29 protein-coding genes and 4 tRNA genes are annotated in these 25,881 nt (G+C 60.9%); 20 read left to right on the plus strand and 13 right to left on the minus strand.

Annotated features, from left to right (window positions below; all coding sequences use genetic code 11):
* Window positions 1-75: 75 nt before the first annotated feature.
* Window positions 76-426, minus strand: coding sequence for a LexA family protein (locus tag IE125_RS17755; protein WP_189446011.1), 351 nt, complete (start codon window positions 424-426; stop codon window positions 76-78).
* Between the two features lie 227 nt (window positions 427-653).
* Between IE125_RS17755 and IE125_RS17760 the strand changes: the two genes are divergently transcribed.
* The 3 genes from IE125_RS17760 to IE125_RS17770 are packed head-to-tail and all read left to right on the plus strand — an operon-like array spanning window position 654 to window position 2,912.
* Entirely contained in the window at window positions 654-2,120 is a 1,467-nt protein-coding gene (locus IE125_RS17760) for a PAAR domain-containing protein (protein ID WP_189446012.1), read from the plus strand.
* Entirely contained in the window at window positions 2,117-2,503 is a 387-nt protein-coding gene (locus tag IE125_RS17765) for a hypothetical protein (protein ID WP_189446013.1), read from the plus strand. The genes IE125_RS17760 and IE125_RS17765 overlap by 4 nt, the downstream gene beginning before the upstream one ends.
* A 7-nt stretch (window positions 2,504-2,510) precedes the next feature.
* A complete protein-coding gene (locus IE125_RS17770) occupies window positions 2,511-2,912 on the plus strand; it encodes a hypothetical protein (RefSeq protein ID WP_189446014.1) in 402 nt (133 codons plus the stop codon).
* A 159-nt stretch (window positions 2,913-3,071) separates the two neighbouring features.
* On the opposite strand, the gene IE125_RS17775 is transcribed toward IE125_RS17770, so the two are convergent.
* A complete protein-coding gene (locus IE125_RS17775) occupies window positions 3,072-4,850 on the minus strand; it encodes an ATP-dependent nuclease (RefSeq protein ID WP_189446015.1) in 1,779 nt (592 codons plus the stop codon).
* 101 nt (window positions 4,851-4,951) lie between these two features.
* Window positions 4,952-5,584, minus strand: a complete 633-nt coding sequence (locus IE125_RS17780) for an XRE family transcriptional regulator (protein WP_189446016.1) — start codon at window positions 5,582-5,584, stop codon at window positions 4,952-4,954.
* Between the two features lie 111 nt (window positions 5,585-5,695).
* Between IE125_RS17780 and IE125_RS17785 the strand changes: the two genes are divergently transcribed.
* The 12 genes from IE125_RS17785 to IE125_RS17840 are packed head-to-tail and all read left to right on the plus strand — an operon-like array spanning window position 5,696 to window position 11,048.
* Window positions 5,696-5,890 carry a hypothetical protein gene (locus tag IE125_RS17785; protein ID WP_189446017.1) on the plus strand — a complete coding sequence of 65 codons (195 nt, stop codon included), beginning with the start codon at window positions 5,696-5,698 and terminating at the stop codon, window positions 5,888-5,890.
* 21 nt (window positions 5,891-5,911) lie between these two features.
* Window positions 5,912-6,115 carry a ribbon-helix-helix domain-containing protein gene (locus IE125_RS17790; protein WP_189446018.1) on the plus strand — a complete coding sequence of 68 codons (204 nt, stop codon included), beginning with the start codon at window positions 5,912-5,914 and terminating at the stop codon, window positions 6,113-6,115.
* A gap of 49 nt (window positions 6,116-6,164) precedes the next feature.
* Entirely contained in the window at window positions 6,165-6,353 is a 189-nt protein-coding gene (locus tag IE125_RS17795; protein ID WP_189446019.1) for a hypothetical protein, read from the plus strand.
* A complete protein-coding gene (locus IE125_RS17800) occupies window positions 6,350-6,613 on the plus strand; it encodes an Ogr/Delta-like zinc finger protein (RefSeq protein WP_189446020.1) in 264 nt (87 codons plus the stop codon). The genes IE125_RS17795 and IE125_RS17800 overlap by 4 nt, the downstream gene beginning before the upstream one ends.
* Window positions 6,614-6,630: 17 nt before the next feature.
* Window positions 6,631-7,017, plus strand: a complete 387-nt coding sequence (locus tag IE125_RS17805) for a hypothetical protein (protein WP_189446021.1) — start codon at window positions 6,631-6,633, stop codon at window positions 7,015-7,017.
* A gap of 13 nt (window positions 7,018-7,030) precedes the next feature.
* Window positions 7,031-7,453 (plus strand): hypothetical protein, encoded by a 423-nt coding sequence (locus tag IE125_RS17810; RefSeq protein WP_189446022.1) that lies wholly within the window; start codon window positions 7,031-7,033, stop codon window positions 7,451-7,453.
* Window positions 7,450-9,816, plus strand: coding sequence for a replication endonuclease (locus IE125_RS17815; RefSeq protein WP_189446023.1), 2,367 nt, complete (start codon window positions 7,450-7,452; stop codon window positions 9,814-9,816). Before IE125_RS17810 ends, IE125_RS17815 begins: the two co-directional genes overlap by 4 nt.
* A 36-nt stretch (window positions 9,817-9,852) precedes the next feature.
* Complete coding sequence (locus tag IE125_RS17820) at window positions 9,853-10,068, plus strand: hypothetical protein (RefSeq protein ID WP_189446024.1); 216 nt, start codon at window positions 9,853-9,855, stop codon at window positions 10,066-10,068.
* Window positions 10,061-10,276, plus strand: a complete 216-nt coding sequence (locus IE125_RS17825) for a TraR/DksA C4-type zinc finger protein (RefSeq protein ID WP_189446025.1) — start codon at window positions 10,061-10,063, stop codon at window positions 10,274-10,276. Before IE125_RS17820 ends, IE125_RS17825 begins: the two co-directional genes overlap by 8 nt.
* Complete coding sequence (locus IE125_RS17830; protein ID WP_189446026.1) at window positions 10,266-10,481, plus strand: hypothetical protein; 216 nt, start codon at window positions 10,266-10,268, stop codon at window positions 10,479-10,481. The genes IE125_RS17825 and IE125_RS17830 overlap by 11 nt, the downstream gene beginning before the upstream one ends.
* A 10-nt stretch (window positions 10,482-10,491) precedes the next feature.
* Complete coding sequence (locus tag IE125_RS17835) at window positions 10,492-10,773, plus strand: hypothetical protein (RefSeq protein WP_189446027.1); 282 nt, start codon at window positions 10,492-10,494, stop codon at window positions 10,771-10,773.
* The gene (locus IE125_RS17840) at window positions 10,770-11,048 is read left to right on the plus strand and encodes a helix-turn-helix transcriptional regulator (RefSeq protein ID WP_189446028.1); all 279 of its coding nucleotides are present in this window, start codon (window positions 10,770-10,772) and stop codon (window positions 11,046-11,048) included. The genes IE125_RS17835 and IE125_RS17840 overlap by 4 nt, the downstream gene beginning before the upstream one ends.
* Here the strand turns inward: IE125_RS17840 and IE125_RS17845 are convergent.
* Window positions 11,014-11,979 carry a tyrosine-type recombinase/integrase gene (locus tag IE125_RS17845; protein WP_189446029.1) on the minus strand — a complete coding sequence of 322 codons (966 nt, stop codon included), beginning with the start codon at window positions 11,977-11,979 and terminating at the stop codon, window positions 11,014-11,016. The genes IE125_RS17840 and IE125_RS17845 overlap by 35 nt on opposite strands.
* Before the next feature lie 94 nt (window positions 11,980-12,073).
* Window positions 12,074-12,149 (minus strand) — tRNA-Thr (locus tag IE125_RS17850).
* A gap of 179 nt (window positions 12,150-12,328) precedes the next feature.
* Between IE125_RS17850 and IE125_RS17855 the strand changes: the two genes are divergently transcribed.
* The gene (locus IE125_RS17855; RefSeq protein WP_189446030.1) at window positions 12,329-13,906 is read left to right on the plus strand and encodes an EAL domain-containing protein; all 1,578 of its coding nucleotides are present in this window, start codon (window positions 12,329-12,331) and stop codon (window positions 13,904-13,906) included.
* A 14-nt stretch (window positions 13,907-13,920) separates the two neighbouring features.
* Here the strand turns inward: IE125_RS17855 and IE125_RS17860 are convergent, their stop codons facing one another.
* Together IE125_RS17860 and IE125_RS17865 are read right to left on the minus strand one after the other, a co-directional pair.
* Entirely contained in the window at window positions 13,921-15,444 is a 1,524-nt protein-coding gene (locus tag IE125_RS17860; RefSeq protein ID WP_229809197.1) for an efflux transporter outer membrane subunit, read from the minus strand.
* 124 nt (window positions 15,445-15,568) lie between these two features.
* Window positions 15,569-16,693: an AI-2E family transporter gene (locus IE125_RS17865; protein ID WP_189446031.1), complete on the minus strand. Its 1,125-nt coding sequence runs from the start codon at window positions 16,691-16,693 to the stop codon at window positions 15,569-15,571.
* A gap of 691 nt (window positions 16,694-17,384) precedes the next feature.
* Here IE125_RS17865 and IE125_RS17870 point away from each other — a divergent pair.
* From IE125_RS17870 to IE125_RS17885, 4 genes are all read left to right on the plus strand, one after another.
* Window positions 17,385-17,636: a hypothetical protein gene (locus IE125_RS17870; protein ID WP_189446032.1), complete on the plus strand. Its 252-nt coding sequence runs from the start codon at window positions 17,385-17,387 to the stop codon at window positions 17,634-17,636.
* Window positions 17,633-17,836, plus strand: coding sequence for a hypothetical protein (locus IE125_RS17875; RefSeq protein ID WP_189446033.1), 204 nt, complete (start codon window positions 17,633-17,635; stop codon window positions 17,834-17,836). The genes IE125_RS17870 and IE125_RS17875 overlap by 4 nt, the downstream gene beginning before the upstream one ends.
* Window positions 17,837-17,982: 146 nt before the next feature.
* Window positions 17,983-18,459, plus strand: a complete 477-nt coding sequence (locus tag IE125_RS17880; RefSeq protein ID WP_189446034.1) for a hypothetical protein — start codon at window positions 17,983-17,985, stop codon at window positions 18,457-18,459.
* A gap of 473 nt (window positions 18,460-18,932) precedes the next feature.
* Complete coding sequence (locus tag IE125_RS17885; protein ID WP_189446035.1) at window positions 18,933-21,419, plus strand: bifunctional diguanylate cyclase/phosphodiesterase; 2,487 nt, start codon at window positions 18,933-18,935, stop codon at window positions 21,417-21,419.
* A gap of 118 nt (window positions 21,420-21,537) precedes the next feature.
* Here the strand turns inward: IE125_RS17885 and IE125_RS17890 are convergent.
* From IE125_RS17890 to IE125_RS17915, 6 genes are all read right to left on the minus strand, one after another.
* Window positions 21,538-21,613: transfer RNA gene (locus IE125_RS17890), tRNA-Thr, on the minus strand.
* A 26-nt stretch (window positions 21,614-21,639) separates the two neighbouring features.
* Window positions 21,640-21,714, minus strand: a tRNA-Gln gene (locus IE125_RS17895).
* Between the two features lie 8 nt (window positions 21,715-21,722).
* Window positions 21,723-21,798, minus strand: a tRNA-Phe gene (locus IE125_RS17900).
* Between the two features lie 114 nt (window positions 21,799-21,912).
* A complete protein-coding gene (locus IE125_RS17905; protein ID WP_189446036.1) occupies window positions 21,913-22,185 on the minus strand; it encodes an oxidative damage protection protein in 273 nt (90 codons plus the stop codon).
* Window positions 22,186-22,235: 50 nt separating this feature from the next.
* A complete protein-coding gene (gene mutY / locus IE125_RS17910; protein WP_189446037.1) occupies window positions 22,236-23,321 on the minus strand; it encodes an A/G-specific adenine glycosylase in 1,086 nt (361 codons plus the stop codon).
* 118 nt (window positions 23,322-23,439) lie between these two features.
* Window positions 23,440-25,827 carry an AsmA family protein gene (locus IE125_RS17915; protein WP_189446038.1) on the minus strand — a complete coding sequence of 796 codons (2,388 nt, stop codon included), beginning with the start codon at window positions 25,825-25,827 and terminating at the stop codon, window positions 23,440-23,442.
* Window positions 25,828-25,881: the final 54 nt, after the last annotated feature.

Genomic DNA, 25,881 nt, shown 5'->3' on the forward strand with positions numbered 1-25,881 from the left:
TAGAGACGTAGTATGTAACCTGGCGGTCCCTCCTCTATGGAAGCATAGGGGACAGCCTAACGGACTCTTAACGCCCTACATCACATACCGTCTCGCCTGGCTCACCACCACGCCCAGCAACACATCATCGCGGACAAATACAGCCTCCCGGCCATGCAACGGTATCAGGCGCAGCCGGCCACCGATGCGCCACACCCGGGCCACCAAATGCCGGCCCTCCAGCTTCGCGATCGCCAGGTCATCATTGCTGACCATCCGGCTCTCGTCGGCAATGAGCACATCGCCTTCGATCAACGACCCTTCGAAACCGGCTTCCTCGCCCAGCTCGACCGCGAAGCAGCTCGCCGGAAAGCGCGCGAGGTCGTAACCAAAAAGCGCCGGATGTCCCAGCCCCATCATCAGTGGTCCCAAGTACTGCACCTGCATTGCTCGCTCACACCCTTTCTCATGGTTCTTCTGTGAAACACAATATCACTGTATATCCAAACAGTTAAAAGAGAAATCCAAGCGGGTGCGGATGGCAATGAGAGAGCCGATGTCGGATGCTCGCGTAGGAAATCGACCATTGCCCCAGCCTGCGGCATGCCGCGCTTTGAGGCTGGCTCCTGGCTTGTAATAGACTCGCCGATAGCGATTCAAATAAGGGGAGCCTAATGTTCAAGCCCGGCGACGGTATGATCCGTCTGGGGGACGCCACCAGCCACGGCGGCAAGGTAATCACCGGTCAGCAGAACTACGTGGTCCACGGCAAGCCGGTAGCAGTCGTCGGTGACAAGGTAACCTGCCCCAAGGATGGCCATGGCAGCATCTGCACCATCGTCGAAGGCCACCCCACACTGCGGATCAACGGCAAGCAGGTTGCCTTCCATGGCTGCCACACCTCCTGCGGCGCCGCGCTCGTCTCCTCGATGAGTGGAACCCACATGATCGGCACCGAGGAGGCGAAGAGCCCTCCGGTTCCCCAGCCCGCGTTCTCGCCGGCCGCGGCGGCAGCCGGCAAGGTCATGAGCAACGAGACTGCCGAGAAAGAGAGCCAATCGAAGATCGCTCCGGGGTTCCACGTCGTCCGCGAGGCTGGCTATCGCGACCAGATCAAGCAGGATCTACTCCCCTCGCCCTCTGCCGAAGTCGACGCCATGTTCGAGCGGCTCAATACCCACCTGCCGGACTACGTATTACCCGGCTCGCTGATTGTCCTCAGCGACCCCGAGAACCAGATGTGCATGGCCGAGGAGCAAACGCTGCAGGATCAGGCCCGGCTCGCTCAGCAGACCGTCCAGCAGCTCAAGCCCGCGCAGGCCCAGGTGATGATCGACAACTGGGGCGCGATGATGGAGATCGCGAACGAGAAGGCCGCGCCCGCTGATGCAGAACGACAGGCCAGCATCAGCGAACAAGCCGCTGACGCAATGGGTACCGCATCCACCGTCGGAGGTGTAATCACCGCGGCACTTGATCCTCTTAAATCGGCATCCGCCGATGCGCTGGATGATTTGGCGTCTCTATGGGAGAAAGGGGCGAAGAACGTGGATCAGGCTCTGACCCGAATCATTGCTCCCGCCCAAAAATTCATGGACCAGCCTTTCGATCTCGCCGAAGAAGCTCGGGATCTCAAGGCCAAAATTGGCGTGAAGGGAGACAAGATCCTGCACAGCGTCACCCAGGCACTTGAGGGCTTCAGAAAAAACGGGATACCAACAGTTGGGGAAGGCATTCGCGAAGCCGGGAAATGGGCTGGCACGCTTGATATGACCAATTATGTGCTGATCGCGCTCGACTACGCATCGACGGACCTCACTATCCAGAACGCTTGCAACGACGTTGCATCCAACAAGTCATGTCGGCAGGTACAGTTTGAGGAATATGGTGCCTTCGCTGGACGAACCGGCTTCGCGGCTGCTGGGGCTCAGGCAGGTTCAAGGCTTGCTGCAAACAGTGTTTGTCTTGCAGTAGGCTTACATCCCGTGGGCAGGCTTACCTGCACGATTGCCACGATCGGTGCAGGTGGCGCCGGTGCCTATATAGGGGGTGCGGAAGTGGGCGGCCCCGCAGGCCGCTATGTTGGTGCCAGTATCTATGAAGTCATCTATGGCGATGGTGATTCCAAGGGAACCAAGTGACCGACTTTAATCTGTGGGAAATTCTCGTGATCTGCGGTGCAATTTGCGGCGTCATGACATTTCTATTGGCCGTAGCAGGGCTGCTGCTGGCGCCCATTATCATCGACAGAGCCGACAATGCGCTGTCAGTGCTCTTGCCGAAAAGCGAATCACTCTTCAAGGGATGGCCTGTGTCGATTGGGAGACTGGCCACATATGGACGCTTGCTGCTCCTCAGGCAGTGGTATCAGAAGCGTGTGTTCGAAGGCCGACCAGATAGGGTTGCAGCAGTCGAGTCGGCACCAGCATGGATAAAAGGCGTCACCAAGTGGATCTACGCCCCCTTGATGCCGCTGTGCGCGTTGACGCTGGTGTTTGTGGGCTTAATGAAACTGACAGAGTGAAGGCGAAATGAACGTCGCTCACTCGTCGTGGGAAATCATTTTTGCATTCGGTTGCGCGTTCTTCGGAGGGCTGGCTTTCCTGCTGGGCCTGATCAGTATCATTCTCGCCCCCCTTCTGATCAATAAAGCCGACGACCACTTCTCCTGCTTCACACAGAAAGACGAGATCCTCTTCAAGGGCTACCCAGTATCGTTCGCGCGTATGGGCCGCTACGGCCTGATGCTGATGTCGAGGGCCTTTCCCCGCGCAGCAGCTCGAAACTTCAATAATCGCCCCGATCGACGCCAGGCGATTGCGCAATCTCCCCGGTGGCTGCGCTTGGTGCTGATGTGGATCTATGGGGGGTTCGGTGTTGTCGCGATTTTTGCAGTGCTATTCGGCTTTGCGATGAGTATCACCGGGAAGTGATCAACTATAGACGCAGTGGTCTAAAGTGTGGACCACTGCATCGCACGGCGCCACGTTTATGGCGTGGCGCCGGCGGATCATCGATGCGAAGCTCGCCGATGCGGTGAGCGAATCAGGGGTAGGTGCTGTATAGGGAGAAGCGGCTACACATAAATAGAACTATTTCTCGTCTATCCAAGATATGAAACGACATATTCCACCTGGATCAGGACAGGTCGCTTCTACCCCGTGCGTCCTTAATTTTTCCATATAGCGAATCAGGCCCAGTTCGTCTTTACTATCGTTTCCAATATGGTGTTCAATCGAGCCTAGTGGCCAAACCCAGATATTATATTCCAAAAGCTTGTCATGAATGCGCTCAATGTGCTCTGACGCACCGTCAGTTGTAGCAAGAATGTGATAAGCTTCCTCCGCCGTGCAGGGCGCTTTTTTGCTTTTGGGATGTCCTTTATCATCCAGCAGTATCGAGCCACGCGTTTCCAAATCTTTTAAAATGGCAAGAAGCGCTTTGTAGCTAACGTCCTCCGAGCTTAGAAACTCGCTTGCACTTGCCAGCTTAAAAGCGAAGTCTAAATCGGCCACAAATTTGGATGGGATATCCATGGCACTTAAGACTCTATGCGCTTTTGGAATAAGATCCTTCCCCGCTAGACCAGTAATACCTATGTGATTAACACCAAGCACTTTCCCGTTAAAAAACCGGTATAACAAAGGGATAAGGCGCTGCTCAGTTTTCCCCTCTACTACTAAGACTTTTTCAGAGAAAAAAATCTGAGTAGCTTGGCTCAATGAATAAATCACTTCTTGCAGATGTTCGGGCTTATTAACAACCTCATGCACCGCCTCAGTTAGAGGCTTGCGAACGTAAGTACCAAGATCTGCAGACTTCCTAACTAATACAACTGATGGAGCGATTGACTTGTCAATCAGTTGACCGGAGTGCGTCGAATAGACAACTTGGTAACCTGACTCCGCCAGTATCTTAAATGCTTCGAACAAAACATCTATAGCAAATGGATGAAGATAAAGCTCGGGCTCATCTATCAAAAGCAATCTCGGTGCCGGATTGTCTTCGTTTTGAGAGGATGCACGAATATCAGCTAGCAGCTTAATCAAAGCCATTTGAACGGACCTTTGTGACCCGTGTCCATAATACTGAATTGGCCGACCTATCTCGGCGTCATCCTCATAAATCTTGATAGTGCCAGACCCGAAAAGTTCTTCCATATCTGGGACTGGTATATCCAACTTGACACTTACTCTTGGAAAAAAGCTAGCAACGCTCGCATTCATCCTTTCATCAATTTCATTTAAAGCTGCAAAGCGGTCCACTCCCTCTGCAGATAGCTGTCCCCGCACCACTCCCAAAGAGCTATCAACTTCCTGCTGATGCCGATCTATTATTGAGCCTGACACCTCCTTGAGCAACTTACCAATGGTAGAAGAGGTCTTGGCTTTAGACGCATCCGCTGCAGCGTCATCCATTGCATTTATACGAATAACGTCTGGAAACAGCCTCTTGATAGCGGCATCAATGCCACTAGGATTTTCGTCCCAAATCTCTTCTTCTGGATTATACAAGGCAAGCTTATTGGCTGTAGCCTTAGTACCGGGTTCCTCTTGACTCCTTTTTATCAAGAGCTTTTCTTGGTTAATATACTTTTCAACCCTTCTACGATGTGTATCTCCCAGCCTTGCAAGCGACTGATTTGAAATATTCTTTATCTCAGCAAAAACCACTACGGCAGAATCTTTTTTATTGAAGTCCTGTTCACTTAAAGAGCCGTTAGAAACTAACCACTCGATCGCATTTAGGATATTAGATTTACCAGCATTGTTGTACCCAACCAGCGACGAAAGCGGGCCTAGTGCAACACGGCACTCTTGAGAAAAAGATCTATAGTTATCAATCGACACGCTAGAAATGAAGGATGTCATACTGCCCCCTCGTACCCGGGTCTTCGCCCGATAATCAGTTTATGGATTGTCGATTCGTTGTAGACCCATAAATCTGTTTTTGTAGAAATGTAAATCTCCGCTCAAAAAACCCTACCCACCTTCCGCCACGCCTGCCCAATGATCTCCACGTCCTCGGGCTGCACCAGCTCCCGCTCATAGGCCGGATTGTCACTGATCAGTATCCACGCCCCGCCGGCGACGCGCTGCACGCGCTTTAGTCGTAATTCATCGCCCATACGGAGTAGGAAAACGCCGTCTGGCGTTCGGCGCGCGCGGTTCACCAGCACCTGCTCGTGGTCGCGGATCGTGTCGCCCATGGAATCCCCACGCGCGGTCACCCCGACCACCTGGGCCGGATCCACGGCATCCGCCTGGAACAACTCGACCGGCAGGTAGAACGTCGACTCGATCATCTCCGCGTCAAACAGGCGACCCGCCCCCGCTGCGGCCTCTATGTCGTACATCGGCACGGGTAACGTCCCTTGAAGAGAACCGTTCGGTATACCGAACTCTCCGGAATCCCCAGTCTTACCGGTAACTTCTCCGGTCAAAACATACTGAATATCGACGCCGTGTTCGGCTGCGGCGATCAGGTAATCAGACTTCGGAAGCCTTTGATTACTTTCGTAAAGCATCTGCGTTTTCTTGGTGACACCGACCAGCTCACCAAAGCTGGTCTGACTATGCCCCAATCGGTCTCTTTGCTCGCGCAAGCGATCGCCCGGCGTCCCCATTCGGTATATCACCTCTTGACATGGATACCGTTCGGTTCCATTCTGATTGCACTTAGCGACTTAGCGTGACACTAACCCGGAGCTTACCCCATGGACCCCAAGCCGTCGAAACCTACCCGCAGTCCGCGCGGCGTCGAGAAACCGGTCGCCATGCGATTGATGCCCGCCGAGCGAGGCGAGCTGGAGCGAATCGCCGGTGAGGAAGTCCGTTCCGCTGCCGCGATGGCTCGCATCATTTTCCTGCGCGGGCTTGCCCACTATCGGCAAGACAGCGCCTCCGCCTGATCTGCAAAAGGAATCGCTGCCATGTACCAGGACCCGAAACGCATTCGTCAGCGCTGCACCGTTTACCTCGATCAGTACGAGGCCGACATCATCACCGCCATGGCCAACTACCTCGGCGTTTCCAAGGCCGAAGTGATGCGCCAGATGCTGATGAAGGAAGCCCAGGAAACCCTCGGCATCGATCGCGGCAACGGCACTCACAGTGTCACCGCTCAGGCGTCCTGAGACCAGCGCCGCAACCAGCACCACATCCACCGTGCAAAACGAGGTGCCCATGCCCGAACAGACCATCGATATCGATGAACCACTGGAGCAGACGCTCGAGGAAGTTCGCCAGCAACAGGGTCTGTCGAGCAGAGAGCAGGCTGCGGAGTTTCTGCTGCGCTGCCGTCTGCGCAAGGGAACCCAGTCACTCACGGGCCGGGGAAGAGCCATTTACGCCGTCGAGGGAGAAACGCGTTGACCGATCAGGCGCGACCACGCAACACCTGCCCGCACTGCGGCAGCGTCGCTCGCATCCGCTACTCGGCGCAGATCACGCCCGTCTTTCGCGAGGGCGCTATCGAGTGCCAGAACCTCGAATGCGGCTGGCGCGGCAAGTTCCGCTACGTCTTCACCGACACGCTGACCCCGAGCCTGATACCCAACCCCGAAGTCGATCTTCCCATCACGCCGCACGCGCGTAGATCGCTGCTGGCCCAACTGCTACCCGAAGCCAACTAACCGACCGGAGCAAGCCAATGACACTGGCAACCCTACCCGCTGGCCGCATGGCCGGCCGGGCGCCTCAACTCGACCCGAAAAACGCCGCCACCGGCTATCTGCTGCGTTATTGCAAGGGGCTGGACCGGGCCAGCGCGCTCGAGCATTGCACGCTGTTCCTCATGAGCGAGAACGCGATGAGCGAGTCATCCGCCGAGCTCGCCGCCATTCACGCCAGCGCGGAGCTGGAATCGCTCAATCAGGTGGCATGGCTCGACCTCGATGTCAGCACTACCGATGTCGTCGTGCTGCGCACAGCCGGCGGCGTGCCGATCCCGTTCACCGTTGGCGATCTACTCGCCGCTCGTGAGTTCGCCCGAGACCGGGGCGCGCTGCGCACCGTCAACCAGCGCCCGCTGCAGTAATCCGGAGGTGATCATGGCTGCCGCCCAACCCCTCGCCAAGACTCAACCGCACCTGTCGGTCGTCCAACCGGATGGCCGCGCGGGCTTCGGCGCCCTGCGCGCCGAGCTTCACGCCCGCACCGAAGACAGGGATCTCGCCGAGCTGTGGACCGAGCTGGCAACGCCGGAACGCAAGACCGTGCTGGCCAGCGCCCGCATGGAACCGCGCGATGCCACGCGAAGTGTCGAACACATGGCCAAGTGCGACCGCGATGCCATCCGCGCCGCGATCGGCCGCATGAGCCGCTACGCCCAGCAGCTCCAGAACCGCCTGGAAGAGAGCGGCCGCCCTCACCCGAGCCGGGAGCTCGCCGCCAACGCCCGCCGCGCGCTAAGCGATGGTGACACCCGCGCCGTTCTGCACTGGCTGGATCTGATCGAGCGGGGTGCGAAGTGAGCGCGCAGGAACAGTCCCTCACGTTTGGCACGCCGGAATGCCACCGGTGGCGGCAGGCGTTCTTCGATCGCCTGCCATCACTGGCCGAGCCGCTGGCTGCCGGGTTCGTCACCATTGCTCGCCGCCACGGCAACGCCAACGGTAACCAGTGGCTGAGGCGTCAAACGGCCGCATTGATCGAGCCAGAGCACATCTTCCGCCGTTTCGAGTTCATCGCGAACGATCTACGTCGGGCGTTTGTCGAGATCCGCCGCCAGGGCGACACCACCATCGAGGGCCTGAAGGCCGGGTGTGTCTGGCTGGCCGATGTCGAGAAACGCCTGACGGTCGGCTCGCTCAACGCGACACACGATGACGATGTCCTCGTGGACTACGCCAGGGCGCAGGCGTTGGGCGTCGAGGACGTGCGCAACAAGCTGATCGGCAACATCGCCAACCACAACCGCCGGCTGCGTCTTGGCCTGCTGCCGCCTTCTCGCCGGCTGCCCGCGCCGCAGGGTGAGACGGTCTCGGCGAAGGCTCGTCACATGGCGCTGATGATCGCTCGGGCACCCAACCCGCTGACGCCGCCGGCGCCAAGCATCCCGCTGCTCGCCGTCTTCCGCTGGGAGCGCGCGCCGATCATGACCATCGCGGTCGCCGATGAAATGGCGCTGTCTCAGGCCCGCGAGCGCGCCCGCCTGCACGGCATCACCCCGCCGAGCCCGAAGGCCAAGCGCGCCGAGCAGATCGCGCGGCTGGGGTGTGACAAGTGGTGGCGCCGCAAGCTGCGCCGCATCACAGGCCGTCGTATCGAGCAGGTCATGCGGGAGGCTCGCCGCGTGCATAAACGCGCGGGTATCTACTGCAGTGATCTCACGCTGGAGCGCCGTCGCAGCCAGAAGGTACGCAACCGCGCTCTGCTGGAAACCATCGAGGCGATCAACCAGAACGACCAGACCTACACTCTCGCCGAACTCGCCGAGCTGGGGCTCGCCAACCCGGACCATCGTCGGGCGGAGCTGATGCTGCGCATCCGCGATACGGAAGTCGAGGCCACTCGCCTCGGCCACGTCGGCCTGTTTTTCACGCTGACCACGCCGAGCCGCTTCCACGCGGTGCTGGCAGGGAGCTCGAAGCGCAACCCGAAATATGACGGCAGCACGCCGAGAGACGCCCAGCAGCACCTACAAAAGCTGTGGGCACAGGCGCGCGCGTCACTGGCCCGCGATGGCCTTGGCATCTACGGCATTCGCGTCGTTGAGCCACACCACGACGGAACGCCCCACTGGCATCTGCTGGTATGGGCACAGCCGGACCACGTCGAGGCCGTAACGGAGACCCTGCGGGGCTACGCCGAGGCGGAATCCCCCGAGGAGCTCTACGACCGATTCGGCGCCCGCACCACCGCGCGATTCAAGGTGGAGCGGATCGACCCGAAGCGCGGCACCGCCGCCGGCTACGTGGCGAAGTACATCTCGAAGAACATCAACGGCGAGCAGTTCGCTAGGGCCGGGGTCGAGGGCGATCACCTCGACAGCTACGGCCACGATCTCGCCGATACCGCCCCGCGCATCGAAGCATGGGCGGCGACGTGGGGCATTCGACAGTTCCAGTTTCTCGGCCTGCCGAGCGTCACCGTCTGGCGAGAAGTGCGCCGCCTCACCGAGAAGCAGGAAGACGAGCTCAAGCGCTGGGAAGAAGCCACCAAACCACGCACCTCCATCGCCAGCATTCTGCACCAGATCCGCGACGCGGCCCTCGGCGGTCATTGGGACCAGTTCGTGCGACTCATGGGCGGGCCGAACACGCCGCGCAAGGAGCAGCCGATCAAGCCGTGGTCGATTCCCGCCTACCGGCTCGACAGCGAGGGCGACGGATTCAGCCACGCCACCGGCGAGATCAATCGCGGGCTCATCCAGCGCGGCCGCTACGGCGACGAGATCACCGTCCCCAAGGGGCTGGTAGTGAAGGACCACAAGGGCCGCACGGCGGAGTACCTCACACGCCTGTATCGCTGGGAAGTTCGGCCCAGGCGCGGCGTCGCGGCAGGCGGTTTTTCGGGAGGCGGCGAAGCCGCCGACCCTTGGACTTGTGTCAATAACTGTACGCGGACCCACGTCCGCCGCCTCATCACCCCGACCGAGCCGGACCCGGAAACGCTCGCCGAGCAGGTAAAGCGCTTCAAGGAGTGGCGCGCCAGCGAGGAAGTCCGCGCCGAGATGGAGTCGGTCGCCGAGGAAACCCGCTTGATCCAGGAACAGACACGCCAGCGGCTCGAGCACGACGAAGCCGGCCGGCGCCTATTGGCCGAACGCGGCTACCCCGTACCCCCGCCGGCGCCCTGGGCGGGCGCCGGGGAATTTTTCCCGGAAGGGATCTGACAACAACCGCGCCACGCAGGCGCTGAAGGAGAGACGATGCAAACCCAGCAACACACCGATCGCGCGGTACCGCGCGGCACGCTACAGGACGCCGGCGAGGTCGCCGTGCTGACGCGTAATGCCGGCGAGACACATCACCGCTACGCCATGGTCATCGCGTTCGACAGCGAGGAAGCCCTGCGCAAGGCCGTCACCAACCATCGCTGCGCCTATCGCGACAGCCAGCAGGTGGAGGAGCTCAACCATGGCTGATCTCGCGGACAACGCCGGCAACGTCATCGAGCACCACCTGAATACTGCGCTCGCCCGCCATCGCCTTCCGACCGGCGTGACCACCGATCCCGAATGCGAGGACTGCGGCGCCGAGATCCCTGCCGCGCGCCGCAAGGCCGCGCCGTGGACCCGGACCTGCGTCGAGTGTCAATCCATCCGTGAAGCCAGGGGGCGCCATGTTCGGTGAACGCATCAAACGCCTGACAAATATCGCTGCCCTGCTGATCTTCGCCCTCGCGATCGGCGTTGCTCTTCAGGCCGGAATCGCGCTGGCCTCTCGCATCATGCCTCGCATTGAGGTGATCGAGATCCATGCGACCGATCGCGCCGAGACGGCGGACATGACCATCACCGATCCGCACCCGGCGATGCCGGGCCGGTATCAGTACTGAGAGCTGAACGATGGCTGGCAATCATCACGCCCGCGCCGCGGGCATCCTGTGCCGCGACCCGGTGTTCCGGCTCTACCTCGACCGCCGCGCCCGCGTCAGATTCAGCGCGGACGTGCCGGACGGCACACACACCGAACAGGACGCCGGCGACTGGCTCCGCAAGGCCTGCCAAGTCGGCAGCCGATCGGAGCTCGATACCAACCAGCAAGCCGGCGCGACGTTCCGGCTGATACAGAACCGCTTCAATCGATGGCGAGCTCGCCGTCCAAAAGAACAAGGAGCCCCCTCATGATGAGACATCACCAGGCAGAGATCCTCTACGCGTCGGACGTGGCGCAGCTGATGGGCAAATCCCAGCAGGCGGTTACCAACCTCATCAAGCGGGAGAGCGACGCACTGCCGCCGGGCAGGTTCAAGATCGGGCGCCTTTGGGCGTGGAAACGCTCGCGAGTAATGGACTGGCTCGAGAACCTGGATGCCGAGGAGGCGACAGTGCCAGCAGAGCCGCGCCGGCGCCCTGGCCGACCTCGCGCTACCCCAGCTTCTCCGCGAGCGCTGAGGGGTTGAGGTGGGTATATCGCCTGAGCATCCGGAGATCCTTGTGGCCGGTAATTGCCGCAACTTCCATGATGTTCAGGCCCTTCTCAAACAGCCGCGACGTGGCCTCATGCCGCAGGTCGTGGAAACGAAGCCCCGCCACTCCAGCGCTTGCACAGCTCTTCTCAAAGTAATGCGTCACCGTGTCCGGTCGCAGCGAGAAGAGCTGGCCATCCATTCGAGCGGGTAACTCGGCAATCGCTGCTCGAGCAGCCCGCGATAACGGTACCGCCCGGCTCGTGCCATTCTTCGTCTCGGCCAGGTAGGCTACGCTCCCCCGCACGTCCGACCGTTTCAGCCCTATCAGCTCGCCCCGCCGCATGCCGCTCTCGACGGCCAGCGTTATCAATCGCGGCATCTCGCCGTGAAGCGCGCCTGCTGCCTCCATAAGCCCGGCCAGCTCATCATCCGTTACGCGGCGCTCTCGGTCCTTGTTCAGTTTCGGCTTGCGAATCTTCGCGCACGGATTGTCGACCGGCATACCCCACTCCTTGATCGCGATAGTGTAGAGGTGCGATAGCAACGCCAGATCACGGCGGACCGTCGAACCTGACGCAACCTCGAGACGCTGGTCGCGATACAGCGCGACATCTGATGAGCGAAGCGTCGACAGCGTGAACCGACCAAGATCTCGCGCGAGGATCGCGAGCCGCGACCGCTCGTTCCGATAGCTCTTCTTGTGGACTGAGATCTCGCGCTCATATCGACCGAGCGCATCGCCAATCGTGAGTGCATCAGCCTCGCGCGTGTCGACGAACCGTGCCTGGCTCATCTCGGTCTCGATCTGCTTTGCCCACCGTTCGGCTTGGGCCTTCGTATCAAACGTGGCGCTGAGCTGGGGATAGCCTTTCTTGCGGACGATCGCTCGCCACGAACCCGAGCGTTTTTGAAACGTAGCCATGGCTCTACCTGCGGAGATGTACCGCGAGTGTGCCAAATACTGGATAAAAAGGAAGTGTTTCAGGAGGAAATCGGGCTACAGCCCTTGATGTGCCTGGTGCCGGTGAGAGGATTCGAACCTCCGACCTACGCATTACGAATGCGTTGCTCTGCCGACTGAGCTACACCGGCCAGGCGGCGCCTATCATAATCAGCTCGCTGCCGCGGGACAACCACGAATACGTGCCGCCGGGTGTCGATCTGAGCCGGCGCGCGCGCCGCAGCTGAAGGCCTGACGCTTTTGCGCGACGGCGCTGGCCTGCATTAGCGAGACGTGATATCCGTGACGCACCGATGACCAGGCCGACGACATGCCTCTACCTCAATTGCGCCGGCGGCGGCGACCCTTTCACGCCCTGCTGCCCTGGCTGGCAGCGCTGATCCCGCTGCTGCTGGGCCTTCCTTTCCTCTACTGGCAGGCCTCGCAGACCTTGAAGCGCCAGGCGCAGGACAACGTCGACGAAACACTGACCAAGATCGAGCAGATCTTCGATTATGCGCATACCGCGACCGAAAGCGTGGCCAGCTGGGTTGGCGCTCGCTGCGAGGATGCGGTGCTGCCGCTGCGACAGCGCAGCATGGCGACGCCCTACGTGCGCTCGCTCAATCTCGTGCAGAACGGCACTATCTACTGTACTTCGCTGCGCGGCGACACCCATGAACAGGAGCAGTTGACTACCTACACCGGTGGCACGCTGAGACTGATGATAGGTAACCGGGTCACGCCAGCACGCGCCGTGCTGATTCTGCGCCATGCGACACCCGCGGGGAGCGTGCTGGCCGGCATCGATAGTCAGTATCTGAGCAATGCCCTGCAGCTGGCCAGCCAACCCGTGCCGCTGACGCTGCGCATCGGCGAAACGCGACTGAGCGCCAATGGCACCACCAGCCGGGTGCGTCCGCGAGACGCCTCCTCGCTGCTGGCCGTGGAAACCTCCTCGCACTATCCGTTCTCGATCACGGCGGCGCTACCGGCGAACGGCGCCTGGCACTTCATCTGGCGTCATTTCACGCCAACCTTCGTGCTCATCGTGGCGCTCGGCGGCATTTGCGGCCTGGCCACGAACAGGTTGAGGCAGCGGCGCAATTCGCCGCTTCGCGAGATGCGCCGAGCACTGCGCGAGGGCGAGTTTCGACCGTTCTATCAGCCGATCGTGGATCACGGCGCGCGGCGCTGGAAAGGTGTCGAAGTGCTGATGCGCTGGGATCACCCTAGCGAGGGAATGATCCCGCCGGACCAGTTCGTGCCGCTGGCTGAACGCGGCGGGCTGATCGTGGAGATGACTCGCGAGCTGATGCAGCAGGTCGGCCGAGAGCTCACTCCTCATGTCGAAGCGCTGCCGAGCGATTTCCACATTGGCATCAATGTCTCAGCCGAGCACTGCAACGGCTCGGCCCTCATCGACGACTGCCGGGATTTCCTGTCGCGCTTCCCCGGCGGACAGATTGCGCTGGTCCTGGAGCTGACCGAACGAGAATTGCTGGTGCGAAGCGAGCATACCGATCATCTCTTCGCGCAGCTTCATCAGCTCGGCGTGCGCATCGCACTGGACGATTTCGGCACCGGCAACGCGAGCCTGGCCTATCTACGCCAGTTCCGCGTCGACTATCTGAAGATCGACCGCAGTTTCGTCCAGATGACCGACGACGACGCGCTATCGCAGCATCTGCTGGATACCATATTGACGCTATCCAGCCGGCTGGAACTGGATACCGTCGCCGAGGGTGTCGAAACGACGGCACAGCGCGACTATCTGACCCGCCATGGTGTGCGCTATCTGCAGGGCTTTCTCTACGCGCGCCCGATGCCGCTGGCGAATCTGCTGGAAACCCTCGCCCATCCGCCAGCGGCCGACATCCCCGAGCACGCCACCCACGAGCCAGCCTGAGGCGTTGCCGCTGCTCAGCGCTCCGGGCTGTCCACCACGGTGGGGGCTGACGGGTTGGGCGCGTCAGGGAAGCCGCTGCTGCGGTGAGGCACGGTCGGGTCGAGCGAGAGCCCACCGCCGAGCGCCTGGACCAACTGTACGGAGCGGTCCAGCCGCTGACTGTTCAACTGCGTGAGGCTCTGCTCGGCGGTCAGCAGCTGCTGTTCGCTGCTGAGTACCTGGAGATAGTCCGCGAGCCCGGCGCGATAGCGCTCCTCGGAGAGCTGGTAAGCGCCACGCGCGTTGTCCACGGCCTGCTGTTGACTCTGACGCTGCTGGTTGACCGACTGCAGCGTGGTGATGTCGTCGGCGACTTCGCCCAGGGCGGAGACGATGGTCTGGTTGTACTGCGCGACGGCCAGATCGTAGTCGGCGTCGGTACTGTCGAGGTTGGCGCGCAGTTGGCCGCCTTCGAAGATCGGCAGAGAAATCGCCGGCGTCACGCTGCCGGACTTGGCCGCCTCGCTGAAGAAATAGTCGCCCAGGACGGACTTGAAGCCGGCCATCGCCGACAGGTTGATGTTGGGGTAGAACTGCGCCTTGGCCTGCTTGATCCGCTGCGAGGCGGCTTCGACCCGCCAGCGGGCGGCGACGACATCCGGACGGTGCCCGATCAATTCGGCCGGTATCACGCTGGGCAACGCCAGGATCGCGGGCGATAGCGCATCCGGTCGGGGAATGTCCTGACCTCGGTCCGGACCCTTGCCGAGTAGAATCGCCAGCGAGATGCGTTCACTGCGAATCGACTGCTCGGCAGACTCCAGCGATTGCCGCGCATTGGCGACGGTGACGCGGGACTGTAAGCTGTCCGACTGGTTGTTGAGCCCCGCTTTCATCAGCTCGTCGTTGATGTCGTTGATGCGCTCCGCGCGGTCGAGCTGGCGCTGTGCGACATCGCGCATGGCATAGGCATCGGCCAGGCTGACATAGGCCCGTGCCACGTTGACCGATAGCGTCAGCTTTGCCGCCTGGAATTCGATCTCCTGCGCGCGGGCCGAACCCAGCGCCGCTTCCCAGGCGGCACGGTTGCCGCCCCAGAGATCCAGATCGTAATTGAACGAGAGCAGCGCCGAGCGCGAGGTCGAGTAGAAGTTGCCCTGCCCCATTGGATCGTCGACTTCGGAAACCCGAGAGCGTGATATCTGCGCCGAGGCATCCACGGTCGGCAGCGTGCCGGCTCGCGCGGCGGCAATGGCCGCGTTGGCGGAGCGAAGTCGCGCCTGGGCCACGGCAATGTCGGGCGAGTCGCTGAGTGCTTCCTTGACCAGCGAGTCCAGCTCGGGGTCACCAAGCTGCCGCCACCAGTTCTGCTGGGGCCAGGCGGCCGGCGTGACCGGCGAGTCACCGATCACCTGAGCGGCACTCAGTCGGCTGATCGGCGTCAGCGTCTGATGCGGCTCGATATCGCCATAGCTGGCGCAGCCAGCCAACACGCCTGTCGCCACAGCGACACTGCACCATTTGAGCGCCGCCAACCCCATCGAATTCGACTCGGACATCCCTGTTCTCTTGCATCCATCAACGTTTATCGCCTGTCGGTCACGATAAGACCCGACACAGGCCAATTTAATTAGCATTCTAACAACATGCGAGGCATCGGCATAGCCGCGTCATGGCGGATGATCACTCGTCGCCACGGGCTCGCGACCGATCCGTCCGCGCCTCCTGATGAGCGAGTGTCTGCCGCAAGGTCTCGGCATCGTCCGTCTCCTTCTCGTGACGAAACAGCGACCAGGCCACGATGAACAGTGCGGCGATCAGCGGCCCCAGAACGAAACCGTTGATACCGAGCAGCGTCATGCCGCCGACAGTCGAGATGAGAACCACGTAATCCGGCAACTTGGTCTCCTTGCCGACCAGCGGCGGCCGCAGCAGATTATCGACCAGGCCGATCACGACCACCCCGACGAAGACGAGAATCAGCCCGCGCGTATAGTCACCGCTGAGCAGTAGATAGGCGGCAACGGGGACCCAGACGATCGCCGAACCGATCGCCGGCAGCAGGGAAAGAAAGGCCATCATCACGCCCCACAGCAGCGCCCCCTCGATACCCAGCGCCCAGAACGCCACGCCGCCAATCGCGCCTTGCACGACGGCGATGATCACGTTGCCCTTGACCGTGGCTCTCACGACGGCAGTGAACTTGTCCGTCAGTTTGTAGGTATAGGCATCGCTGAGCGGTGCCGCTTCGCGAATCCGCCGACCCAGCGAACGCCCGTCACGGAAGAGAAAGAAAAGGAGGTAGAGCATGATGCCGGTACTGACCAGGAACTGGAGCGTGTTCTGGCCGATGCTCAGCATGTGCGTGGCAATGATCTGACTCCCCTGCTCCAGCGCCGAAGCGAGGCGGTTACTCAGATCGGAGAAACTGCCGATACCGGCGGTGCCCATCCAGTCCTGGACCGTGGGCGGGAGAGAGTCGCGCAGGCTTTGTATATAGCCACTGAAGTCGATCTCGCCGTTGTTGATTCGCTGATAGACGCTGGCGCCCTCGCGCACCATACCCATGAAAATCAGGCTCATCGGGATAATGACGATGAACACGCAGGCCATCACGCTGATGAACGCAGCCGTGTTGCGTCTGCCGTGAAGGCGGGACTCCAGTCGTCGATGCATAGGCTGAAATAGAATCGCCAGAATGACGGCCCAGAGGATGGCACCGTAGAACGGTAGCAATAGCCAGACGAAGGCGATCGACACCAGCGACAGCAGCAGAATAAAAGCCTTGTGTTGGCTCAGCGGACTCATGCGAGGGTTCCGAATCGGCAGGACAGTGCGCTCAGCATAGCGGCCCTGACGACTCAGCGTTCAAGGAAGTGATACCAACGGCGAGAACACTAACGACAATATCGGTCACCGTTAGCACCCGGGCATGACGAAAGCGCATCGAGCAGACGCGGTACAAAAGTCCGGTGAGGAAAGACCGGCGGCCAAACCATGACAACCACCATGGTTGCGGCAAAGCCATGGAAAGAGAGCGCCAAGCCTCACGGCTAGGCGCCGGTTCCGCAGCCGTCCTGGCGCTGACCGAGCCTCCTGCTCTACCATCCGTGGGTTGCGGCAAGTTCCCTTGCCCGCATCGCCAGTTTCTCGACAAAAGATGACAGAGTCTTGTCAGTAAGAGCGCGGTGTGACGCGGAATGCGACTCTCGGTCGCACCGTTACAATAATTTTCAAAAAATCCCGACACCCTCAGCGTCTTGCGTTTCAACATGTTACTGATTAGGTCTTAACACAAGATAATAGACTGGGCGCGGCCTACTGGTACAACCCTTGTACAGATAAAACCGATGTGCCAACATTCGATTGTCGGGCCGGCAAGGAGTGCCGGTAACCGTGACAAGGAAGCCACGTCGCCTCTCATGGCGAAAAGTCATAAACGGCGAGGATGCCGGATGATCCAGTCGCTCGGATCATCTCAGCCAAGGAGGGCTGATTCATGCCACACACGATTTCCTGCACACGTTGCGGTCACGCACAGATCGCACCTATCGACAGTGCTGACGACTGGGACGAGATCAACTGCAGCGAATGCGGTGATTTCCTCGATACCGTGGGTCATTGCCGGGAGCGTCTACTGCCTGCCTATCACCTGCAGACGCTCAACCAGAGCCGCGCGCTGATTCTGCAACTGGCGCGCGAGAACCAGGCGCTGAACGATCACCCGCTGTCACAGAGGATCAGCGCATGATCAAGGTCACGCTTGATCTCACCTGCTCGGTCTGCGGCCATCAGCAATTCTATCTGCCCGTCAGACACGAGGAAGGTGCCAACGTAAGCTGCGCCAACTGCACTGCTTTCAAGTGCAAGACGCTGGATCTCGAGAAGGCGCTGAAGGCTATCGGCCGGCCGAGCCGGATAGCGAGCCAGGCAGAGAGACCTGCAGCCTGACAACTGTCAGTCATCGTTGAAAACGCCCGCCTCCGCGGGCGTTTTCGCGTGTTGCCCACCTTGATCCGCTTGCTCTCGATCAAGGCGCTCGGCGCCGGTCATCGATACGGTGGATCGCAATCTTCCAGCAGAACGGGTTTCCAGGCATGGCCGATATCGAGCAATTGAAGGCACGCATTCGCGAAGAGGTCGAGGCATCACGCCAGCGGCAGACCGAATTCACACAGCAGCTGATCAGGCAGCGGGACCGGCTGACGACACTGCTCGAACAGATTATCGACTGGGTCGACGCACTGGACATTGACCAATTGGAGATTACCCGTCGTTCGCTGACACAAACCGTCGAGCGGTTCGGCGAGCCGCACTCGATAACACTCTCCACGCTGGAAATCTCCTTCGGCGCCTGCAAACTGCACGTCAAACCCGAAGAGCAGTATTTGACTGGCCATCGCACGCTGATGTACAGCACCGCTGACGAGGAGGACGTGAAAGAGATCCTGCACGCCGAGGAGAATTATTACTACGCCGATCTACAGTTTGGACAGAAACGCCACCTCTCGCAGTATTCACCGCTGATCGCGGAAAACTTCTACAAGCTCCTGTTCGCCTGGCTGAGAGTGTGATCGGCGGTCACGCAGCCTCGGATACCCGATCAAAAAGAAGGCCTCGAGATAACTCGAGGCCAAACCGTTTCGCGGGAACCGAAACTTTCCGTAGCGTAACCCATTGAGTTCCTTGCCCATCCGCCGTCGAGGTGCCGTTTACCTTGCCAATTCGTGAGATCCACTCAGCGTAGCCACCCGCGCTCTGCGCTCGTCGTCAGCTCGCCGATCAAGGCTCTTGCCAATCGATCCTTCATCTGTCCATCCTCTCGCCTGCCCCCCCCTACCCCGCGCCCGTTCCATCCGCCAGCCTCTCGATGATCGTCTGCGGAATATCGCTGCGACCAACGTTAGGCGACACTGTTGAAACAGCAAAAGTCTCGAGACAAATCGCCGTATTCGGCTAAAAATGCTTAGGAATTGAACGATAACAAAATGTAACATTAGCAAAACCGCAATCCCCGAGAGCGTGAGTGCTCTCGAAGGACAACCACATGTTCGACCGTTGGAATCTCTGGCTGATCGCGCTCTCCTATGTCGTTGCGACATTGGCCTCGTTTACTGCGCTGGAACTCACTCGTCAGGTCCGGCACGCCGCCGTGGCCATCATGCGCCGGATCTGGCTCTGCTGCGGCAGTTGCGCCATGGGTCTCGGTATCTGGTCGATGCACTTCGTCGGCATGCTCGCGTGGAAGCCCGCGGACGCGATGAGCTATCAGGCAGGGCTGACGCTGATCTCGCTGCTGCTGGCCATCGCCAGCTCGGCCCTGGCATTGAGACTGGCCGGCGACAGCAGAACCCGATCGTGGATGCTGTTGCCCGGTGGCCTGGTCATGGGGGCCGGCATTGCGCTCATGCACTACACCGGGATGGCGGCGATGGATATGGGCGGCATGGATTGGGCTTACGACGTGCCGATTTTCATCCTCTCGATCCTCATTGCGATCGTGGCCGCGACCGCGGCGCTCTGGCTATTTCGCGTCCATAGCGAGCGCGCGACACAGAGTCAGTGGCACTACCGACTGCTTTCGGCCGCCGTCATGGGCTTCGCTGTCTGCGGCATGCACTACACCGGCATGGCAGCCATGCAGATGGAGGCACATCCGTTCATCGTCGAACAGGCCGCGGCCGACTCCGACACGCTCTGGTTGGCGGTGTCGATCGGTACCGCGACGCTCATGATCCTCGGCTTCACGCTCGTTCAGCTCCTCGCCGATGGCAAGCTCAGCGCGCAGATCAAGATGGGGCGTGAACTGCAGCAGCTGCTGGACAGCACCCATCGCACGCTCGATCTGGAACGCCTGCAGGGCCGCGTGATGCTGAACGCGATCGACGATGGTGTGCTGACCATCGACCAGCACGGTGTCGTTCAGCACGCCAACCCGACGGCGCTGACGTTGATCGGTGTCAGCGAGGAACGCGCTATCGGGCAACCATTCGGCCGTCTCTGCCGCTTACGCCACGAATCTGAAGACCGCGCGATCCCCGATCCGCTCTCGCCAGTGCTCGATCACGGCAAGGTCGTGCATCTCTATTCGCAGATCCAGCTCGAATCGTGGGACCAACACCAACATTATATCGACCTCAAGGCTTCGCCTTTGCGTGCGGCTCACGCCGAGGTGATCGGCGCCGTCGTCATCCTGCGAGATATCTCGTTTCGCCGAGAGATGATGGATCAGCTCGAGCACCAGGCCATGCACGACAGTCTCACCGGGCTGCGTAACCGTCGCGCACTCGACCAGGAGATGCTGCGCTACCGCCACCGACTGGATAGCGATAACGACTTTCTACTTTTCCTCGACCTCGATCACTTCAAGGTGATCAACGACAGCTGCGGTCACAGCGCCGGTGACGAAGTGCTGTGCGATTTCGCCAGGCTGCTGCTCAGCCACTTCGAGGCCAAGGATTTCGTGGCGCGGCTCGGCGGCGACGAATTTGCCGTACTGATCAACGGTCGGCTGATCGAGGCCGTACTGGGCAACGTCGAACGGCTGCGCCATGCAGTGACCGCCTACACTTACGAGCACAAGGGGCGTCGCTACGGCCTCGGCGTCAGCATCGGGCTGGTGGCAATGAATCGTCGCTTTCGCACCACCGAAGAAGTGATGATCGCAGCCGATCGCGCCTGTTACAGCGCCAAATGCGCCGGCCGCAACCGACTGAAGGTCTACGAGGAGGGCGATCGTCAGGCACTTCAGCGCGAGCACGAAGCCTTATGGATGCCGCGATTGAAGGAAGCCCTGCGCAACGACAGGTTCGTGCTTTACGCCCAGCGTATCGATCCCGTGACGGCCGACGCTACGCAAGAGCAGCCCCATCAGTATCATGAGATTCTGCTGCGCTACGTCGATGATCAGGGCCACCATGTGCCACCAGGCGTCTTTCTGCCGGTCGCGGAGCGCGGCGACCTGATGCCGGAAATCGATCGTTGGGTGATTCACCACACATTCATTCTGCTGTCGAAACGGCTGGAAGCGCTATCCGGGCAAGAGCGATTTGCCATCAACCTTTCCGGCCAGAGACTGGGCGATGACAGTTTCGCTGCCTGGATTATCGAGCAACTGAGTCTGTTCAGCATTCCCCCCTCGATCATCTGCTTCGAGATCACCGAGACCGCCGCCATTTCAGGATTCGACAGCGCACGCCGGTTCATGGAAACGCTCAGCCATCACGGCTGCGACTTCGCGCTGGACGACTTCGGCAGCGGCATGTCGTCATTCGCTTATCTGGCCGCGCTACCGATCAAGCAGATCAAGATCGATGGCTCCTTCGTCCGTGAGCTGGTCGACAACGACGTCAACCGCGCGATCGTGTCGTCGATCAGCGGCATCGGCCGAAGTCTAGGTCTGAAGACGATCGCGGAATTCGTCGAGGATGACCAGATTCTGGCGGGCCTGCGGGAGCTGGGCGTCGACTTTGCTCAGGGCTATGGCATCGACCGCCCGAGCGAGGCCAGCTACCGGTTCGGGGAAAGCTCGTAGGTGCAGCCGGCTAGTCATGAACGGCCTTTGGCCACGCATGCCGAAAAACCACACACAAAAAAACCGCCCATTGAGGCGGTTTCTTTTTCAGGTTAACCCTGAGAATCTAGACATTCGATGGTGCCGACACCAGGAGTCGAACCCGGGACCTACTGATTACAAGTCAGTTGCTCTACCAACTGAGCTATGTCGGCAAGGTCGACGCCTAGAACATTGGCGATGGCTGGGGTAGCAGGATTCGAACCTGCGCATGCCGATACCAAAAACCGGTGCCTTACCACTTGGCGATACCCCAGCATTGGATGGTGGCCAGAGACGGAATCGAACCGCCGACACGGGGATTTTCAATCCCCTGCTCTACCAACTGAGCTATCTGGCCCTCGCCAACGGGGACGCATTAAACCAGTAAGCCGTTTGGGGGTCAAGCCTTTTTATTTCAAAAAGATGTGGACCACTGGCGATCCGATCTCCCGGGGCAGAGCCTGCGTGAAACTCACTGGCTGAACGGGACGTAACCCTCGGCCTGATCGGTATCGCGATTGTCCAGAAAACGCTCCATCTGCTCCATGAGGTAAGCGCGCGCCTCAGGGTCGAGCATGTTCAGGTGCTTTTCGTTGATCAGGCGCGTCTGCTGGGCCTGCCACTCTTCCCAAGCTCGCTTGGAAACACTCTGTTGAATCTCCTGCCCCTTGGCGCCAGGCAGTGGCGGAAACGGCAGTGCCTCGAGTTCCTGTTGATACTTGCGGCAGAAAACGGTCTGCGCCATGAAAGCCTCCTTGGGGGGCAAAGTGATCTAGGTGAACGTCATACGTCGCGCTAATCGGCTAGCGTAGCGCGCTGCGCGAGCTTCGCGAGCAGCGACTTGACCGGCGCGGCCAGACCGACGTCTCCCGGCTCGGCGGGGTCGATCCAGATCCGCCCGGGCTCGCCGACCGCGCCGGTTGCACGATCGTCGGAGATTCGCGCCGGCCGCGGGGTGATCTCCAGGCGAAAGTGCGTAAATGTGTGCGTGAACGTCTGCCACGCTGTGGCGAGATGCGCGCCGTGGTGACGCTCTGCGAGCCACGCCTTGAGCGCGTTTTCATCGTCGAATTGCGGAAAGCCCCACAGGCCTCCCCAGAGGCCGCTGGGTGGGCGCTGCTCGAGCAGAAAGCGGCCGTCATCATCCTGCAGGAGCAGCATCTGCGTGCGTCGGGTCGGCAGCTCCCGTCTGGGCTTACTGCCCGGGTAGCGGCGCTCCTCCCCCGCGGAATGCGCGAGGCAGACATCCTCGAACGGGCATAGCAGGCAGCTCGGCTTGCCTCGCGTGCAGATCATCGCGCCCAGGTCCATCATCGCCTGGGTGTAGTCGGGCAAGCGCGTCTGGGGCGTGTAACGCTCCGCCAGTGACCAGAGCGCCGCCAGCACTTCGGTCTTGCCAGGCCAGCCGTCGATCGCATGCAGCCTGGCCAGTACGCGCTTGACGTTGCCGTCGAGAATCGCGGCTCGCCTGCCGGTGCTGATGCTGACGATCGCCCCTGCCGTGGAGCGCCCGATGCCCGGCAGCGCCGTCATGGCGTCGAGGTCGTGCGTCGGGAATTCACCCTCGTGTTCGTCGACCACGACCTGGGCCGCCTTGTGCAGATTGCGCGCTCTCGCGTAATAGCCAAGCCCGGTCCAGAGGTGCAGTACGTCGTCCTGCGGCGCGCCAGCCAGCGTTCCGACGTCGGGAAAGCGCGCCATGAACCGCTCGTAATAGGGTATGACCGTAGCGACCTGCGTCTGCTGCAGCATGATCTCGGAGACCCAGACCCGATAGGCGGTCTTGTCGAACTGCCACGGCAACGTCTTGCGCCCGTGCGCATCGAACCAGTCGAATACGCGTTGGCGAAAGGCGTCAGCCGAGAGGGCGATCTCTGCCAAACGGCACCTCTTGTGAAAACGGGAAACATGACAAAACGAGAAGTGTGATAACGCAGGCTCGAATCGGGAAGACAGACGCCGACATCACATCGGCATTCTGAGGGCATCAGAATCGAAACTACTGAAACAAGTCGCGAATCTTGTTGCCAATCTTCTCGGATGCACCCTCTCCCAGCTTGTCGTCGATTTTCTGGCGGGTCTTGTCGTCGAGCTTGTCATCGAGCACCTCGTCGACACGATCACCCGCCTTGCGCTTGGCTTCGCTGGTCGCCAGCGACCCGAGCGACTGCTGAAACGCCTCGCGATCGAATCCGCACCACTGTCCGGGAGCGTCATCGAGGCTTCCCTGGCAACGAATCGGGAAATCGACTTTCGCCAGTCTCGGATTGACGCTGCAGGCGGCCTGATCGGCGGTGTCGACGAAACGCGCCGAAGCACGATAGTCGATGCGGCTAGTCACCAGGTTGACGTCTCCCTTGCCGCTGACCGCAATGCCGGGAATGGCGACCTCGAGATCGTCATTGTGAGCGACACCGTCGGTGACTGTCACACTGGCCTGGAGCCGGTCGAATGCGGTGTCGTCGCTCCACTCGCGCTGTGACTGCTTGCCACTCAAGGTGGCCACCGCCGTGCAGAGCTGGCGCGAGATGTTGACGTCGAGCATGGCGCCATCGGTCACCTTGAGTGCCGCCTGCCCGTCGAGGTTCTGTTTCAGGCCGTCGAGCGTGTTGGTACGCGAGTCGAAGTCTCCCTGCAGGTTCAGCGTGCCACGCAGCGGCGACATCTTGCCGCTGACATCGGCGTAGAGCGGCGCAAGGTCGACGCCCTGGAAGCGCTCGGTGAACGAGAGCGCGATCGGTGTCTGCCCCAGATCCAGTGCGCTCGACGCCTTCAATGATCCGCCGTAGAGGTTGGCGGAGAGCGAGTCGATGCGCTGCCGACCGCCGCTGCCGCTGCTTTTCAGATCGACATCGGTCAGCTTGGCGCCCTTCGCCGTCAGCGAGTCGAGAGCAAGATGCCCCTCCTGGCGAAGCGATGAGAGCCAGTCGACAGGCAGCAGCTGCGCGCCCTCGGCCGCCGCGACAGCGGGCGCGATACCGATCGTCTGCAGCCAGGCCGTGCTCTTGTCAGCGGCGGCCGCGTTCTCGCCCTTGCCGTCAGCGCTATCTGCCGGTGGCAGATAGCGATCGAGATCGAGCCGGTCGCCGACCAGGTCGAAGTCGACCGCGCGACCGTCGAACGCGGCTCCCACCGAGCCCTTGAGATGCGTCTGGTCGAGCGTGAGATCGAGATCATCGAAGGCGATCCGCTGTCCGTTACCGCTGAACGAGCCAGTCAACGACAGCGCGCTCAATGCCTGATCGTCGGCGCTATTCGGCGCGATGCCGAACCGGGTCAGCCAGTCGCGCAGCGACAGCGGCGCGAGCGCGATCCGACCCTGGTAGGTCGGCGCACTATCGAGATCGGCAACATCGACGTTACCGCTGAGGTCGAGGCCATCGTCGCCGGTCAGCGCGAGATCGTTCAGCGCCGCCGTATGCGCACGCAGATCGGCGACGACGTTGGCCTTGAGGTCGAGTGAAAGCGGCGCCTCCTGCATCGCGGGATGATAGAGCGAGGCGCCGAGCTGGAGTCCATTGGCGCGATACTGCTGCACCTGCGTATCGGCGACCAGGGTCGCGACCTTCAGATTGAGACGCTGGGCCTGTTCGGCCAGCTCGGGCAGCATCGCCTGGCCATCCAACGTGACGCCCTCGAAGGTGTAGCGGCCGGCGGCGAGATCCATGCGCATCTGACTCTTCAGCTGAACCTTGCCGTTGAGCTGCGGCTCGGTACCGTCGACATCGAACGAGAGCTGAACCGGGAACGCGGACTGCGGGCTGACATTGCTGCTCTTCAGGCCCAGATTCGCCAGCGTGACATCCAGCGCCCGCTGACGGTCGACGTAGTGCACTTGGCTATTGGCGACCTGGACGTTCGCGATATCGAAGGCCACCGGCTGGCTCTCGCCCTGCTTCAACCCCGGCCCTTTCGAGGCTGAGGGCTGCGACACGTCACGACTTTCTGGCGAGTCCTCACGAGACTCGCTCTGCGCCAGTCGGTCCAGCAGCACCTGCCAGTTGCCGCGCCCCTGATCATCGCGAGCCAGATTGAGGCGCATCCCATCGAGAATCAGCCCATCGACGGAGACATCGCCGGTCAGCAGTGGCGCGAAGGCCACGCTGATCTCCGCGCGGTCGAAGCCGACAAAAGGTGCGCTCTGATGCGACTGCTCCGGCAGCCATGCCTGGGCATCTTCGACGCTGACGCCGATGCGCGGGTAGAAGGACCAGGAGAGCGGGCCATCGAGACTCAGCTCGAGACCGCTCTGGGCCTTGACCGCCTCGATGATGCGCGGCTTGAGATCATTGGGATCGAAAAAGGTCGTGATGTAGACCACCGCCACGACGACGAGAATTCCCAGGACACCGACCGCCGCCAACAGCGCTCTGACCAACCCCTTCATTCGCCCCCTCCCGCTTCGATGCCGCGAATCGTGCCGCTGCGCGGTTGTGCTGAT

This window comes from Salinicola rhizosphaerae (assembly GCF_014652715.1).
GTDB lineage: Bacteria > Pseudomonadota > Gammaproteobacteria > Pseudomonadales > Halomonadaceae > Salinicola > Salinicola rhizosphaerae.

Bases quoted from the DNA above. Each gene is read 5' to 3' on its own strand.
- IE125_RS17755 (WP_189446011.1), bottom strand. From the start codon at position 426: ATGCAGGTGCAGTACTTGGGACCACTGATGATGGGGCTGGGACATCCG.
- IE125_RS17760 (WP_189446012.1), top strand. From the start codon at position 654: ATGTTCAAGCCCGGCGACGGTATGATCCGTCTGGGGGACGCCACCAGC.
- IE125_RS17770 (WP_189446014.1), top strand. From the start codon at position 2,511: ATGAACGTCGCTCACTCGTCGTGGGAAATCATTTTTGCATTCGGTTGC.
- IE125_RS17775 (WP_189446015.1), bottom strand. From the start codon at position 4,850: ATGACATCCTTCATTTCTAGCGTGTCGATTGATAACTATAGATCTTTT.
- IE125_RS17785 (WP_189446017.1), top strand. From the start codon at position 5,696: ATGGACCCCAAGCCGTCGAAACCTACCCGCAGTCCGCGCGGCGTCGAG.
- IE125_RS17790 (WP_189446018.1), top strand. From the start codon at position 5,912: ATGTACCAGGACCCGAAACGCATTCGTCAGCGCTGCACCGTTTACCTC.
- IE125_RS17795 (WP_189446019.1), top strand. From the start codon at position 6,165: ATGCCCGAACAGACCATCGATATCGATGAACCACTGGAGCAGACGCTC.
- IE125_RS17805 (WP_189446021.1), top strand. From the start codon at position 6,631: ATGACACTGGCAACCCTACCCGCTGGCCGCATGGCCGGCCGGGCGCCT.
- IE125_RS17810 (WP_189446022.1), top strand. From the start codon at position 7,031: ATGGCTGCCGCCCAACCCCTCGCCAAGACTCAACCGCACCTGTCGGTC.
- IE125_RS17820 (WP_189446024.1), top strand. From the start codon at position 9,853: ATGCAAACCCAGCAACACACCGATCGCGCGGTACCGCGCGGCACGCTA.
- IE125_RS17825 (WP_189446025.1), top strand. From the start codon at position 10,061: ATGGCTGATCTCGCGGACAACGCCGGCAACGTCATCGAGCACCACCTG.
- IE125_RS17830 (WP_189446026.1), top strand. From the start codon at position 10,266: ATGTTCGGTGAACGCATCAAACGCCTGACAAATATCGCTGCCCTGCTG.
- IE125_RS17835 (WP_189446027.1), top strand. From the start codon at position 10,492: ATGGCTGGCAATCATCACGCCCGCGCCGCGGGCATCCTGTGCCGCGAC.
- IE125_RS17840 (WP_189446028.1), top strand. From the start codon at position 10,770: ATGATGAGACATCACCAGGCAGAGATCCTCTACGCGTCGGACGTGGCG.
- IE125_RS17845 (WP_189446029.1), bottom strand. From the start codon at position 11,979: ATGGCTACGTTTCAAAAACGCTCGGGTTCGTGGCGAGCGATCGTCCGC.
- IE125_RS17855 (WP_189446030.1), top strand. From the start codon at position 12,329: ATGCCTCTACCTCAATTGCGCCGGCGGCGGCGACCCTTTCACGCCCTG.
- IE125_RS17860 (WP_229809197.1), bottom strand. From the start codon at position 15,444: ATGTCCGAGTCGAATTCGATGGGGTTGGCGGCGCTCAAATGGTGCAGT.
- IE125_RS17865 (WP_189446031.1), bottom strand. From the start codon at position 16,693: ATGAGTCCGCTGAGCCAACACAAGGCTTTTATTCTGCTGCTGTCGCTG.
- IE125_RS17870 (WP_189446032.1), top strand. From the start codon at position 17,385: ATGCCACACACGATTTCCTGCACACGTTGCGGTCACGCACAGATCGCA.
- IE125_RS17875 (WP_189446033.1), top strand. From the start codon at position 17,633: ATGATCAAGGTCACGCTTGATCTCACCTGCTCGGTCTGCGGCCATCAG.
- IE125_RS17880 (WP_189446034.1), top strand. From the start codon at position 17,983: ATGGCCGATATCGAGCAATTGAAGGCACGCATTCGCGAAGAGGTCGAG.
- IE125_RS17885 (WP_189446035.1), top strand. From the start codon at position 18,933: ATGTTCGACCGTTGGAATCTCTGGCTGATCGCGCTCTCCTATGTCGTT.
- IE125_RS17905 (WP_189446036.1), bottom strand. From the start codon at position 22,185: ATGGCGCAGACCGTTTTCTGCCGCAAGTATCAACAGGAACTCGAGGCA.
- IE125_RS17915 (WP_189446038.1), bottom strand. From the start codon at position 25,827: ATGAAGGGGTTGGTCAGAGCGCTGTTGGCGGCGGTCGGTGTCCTGGGA.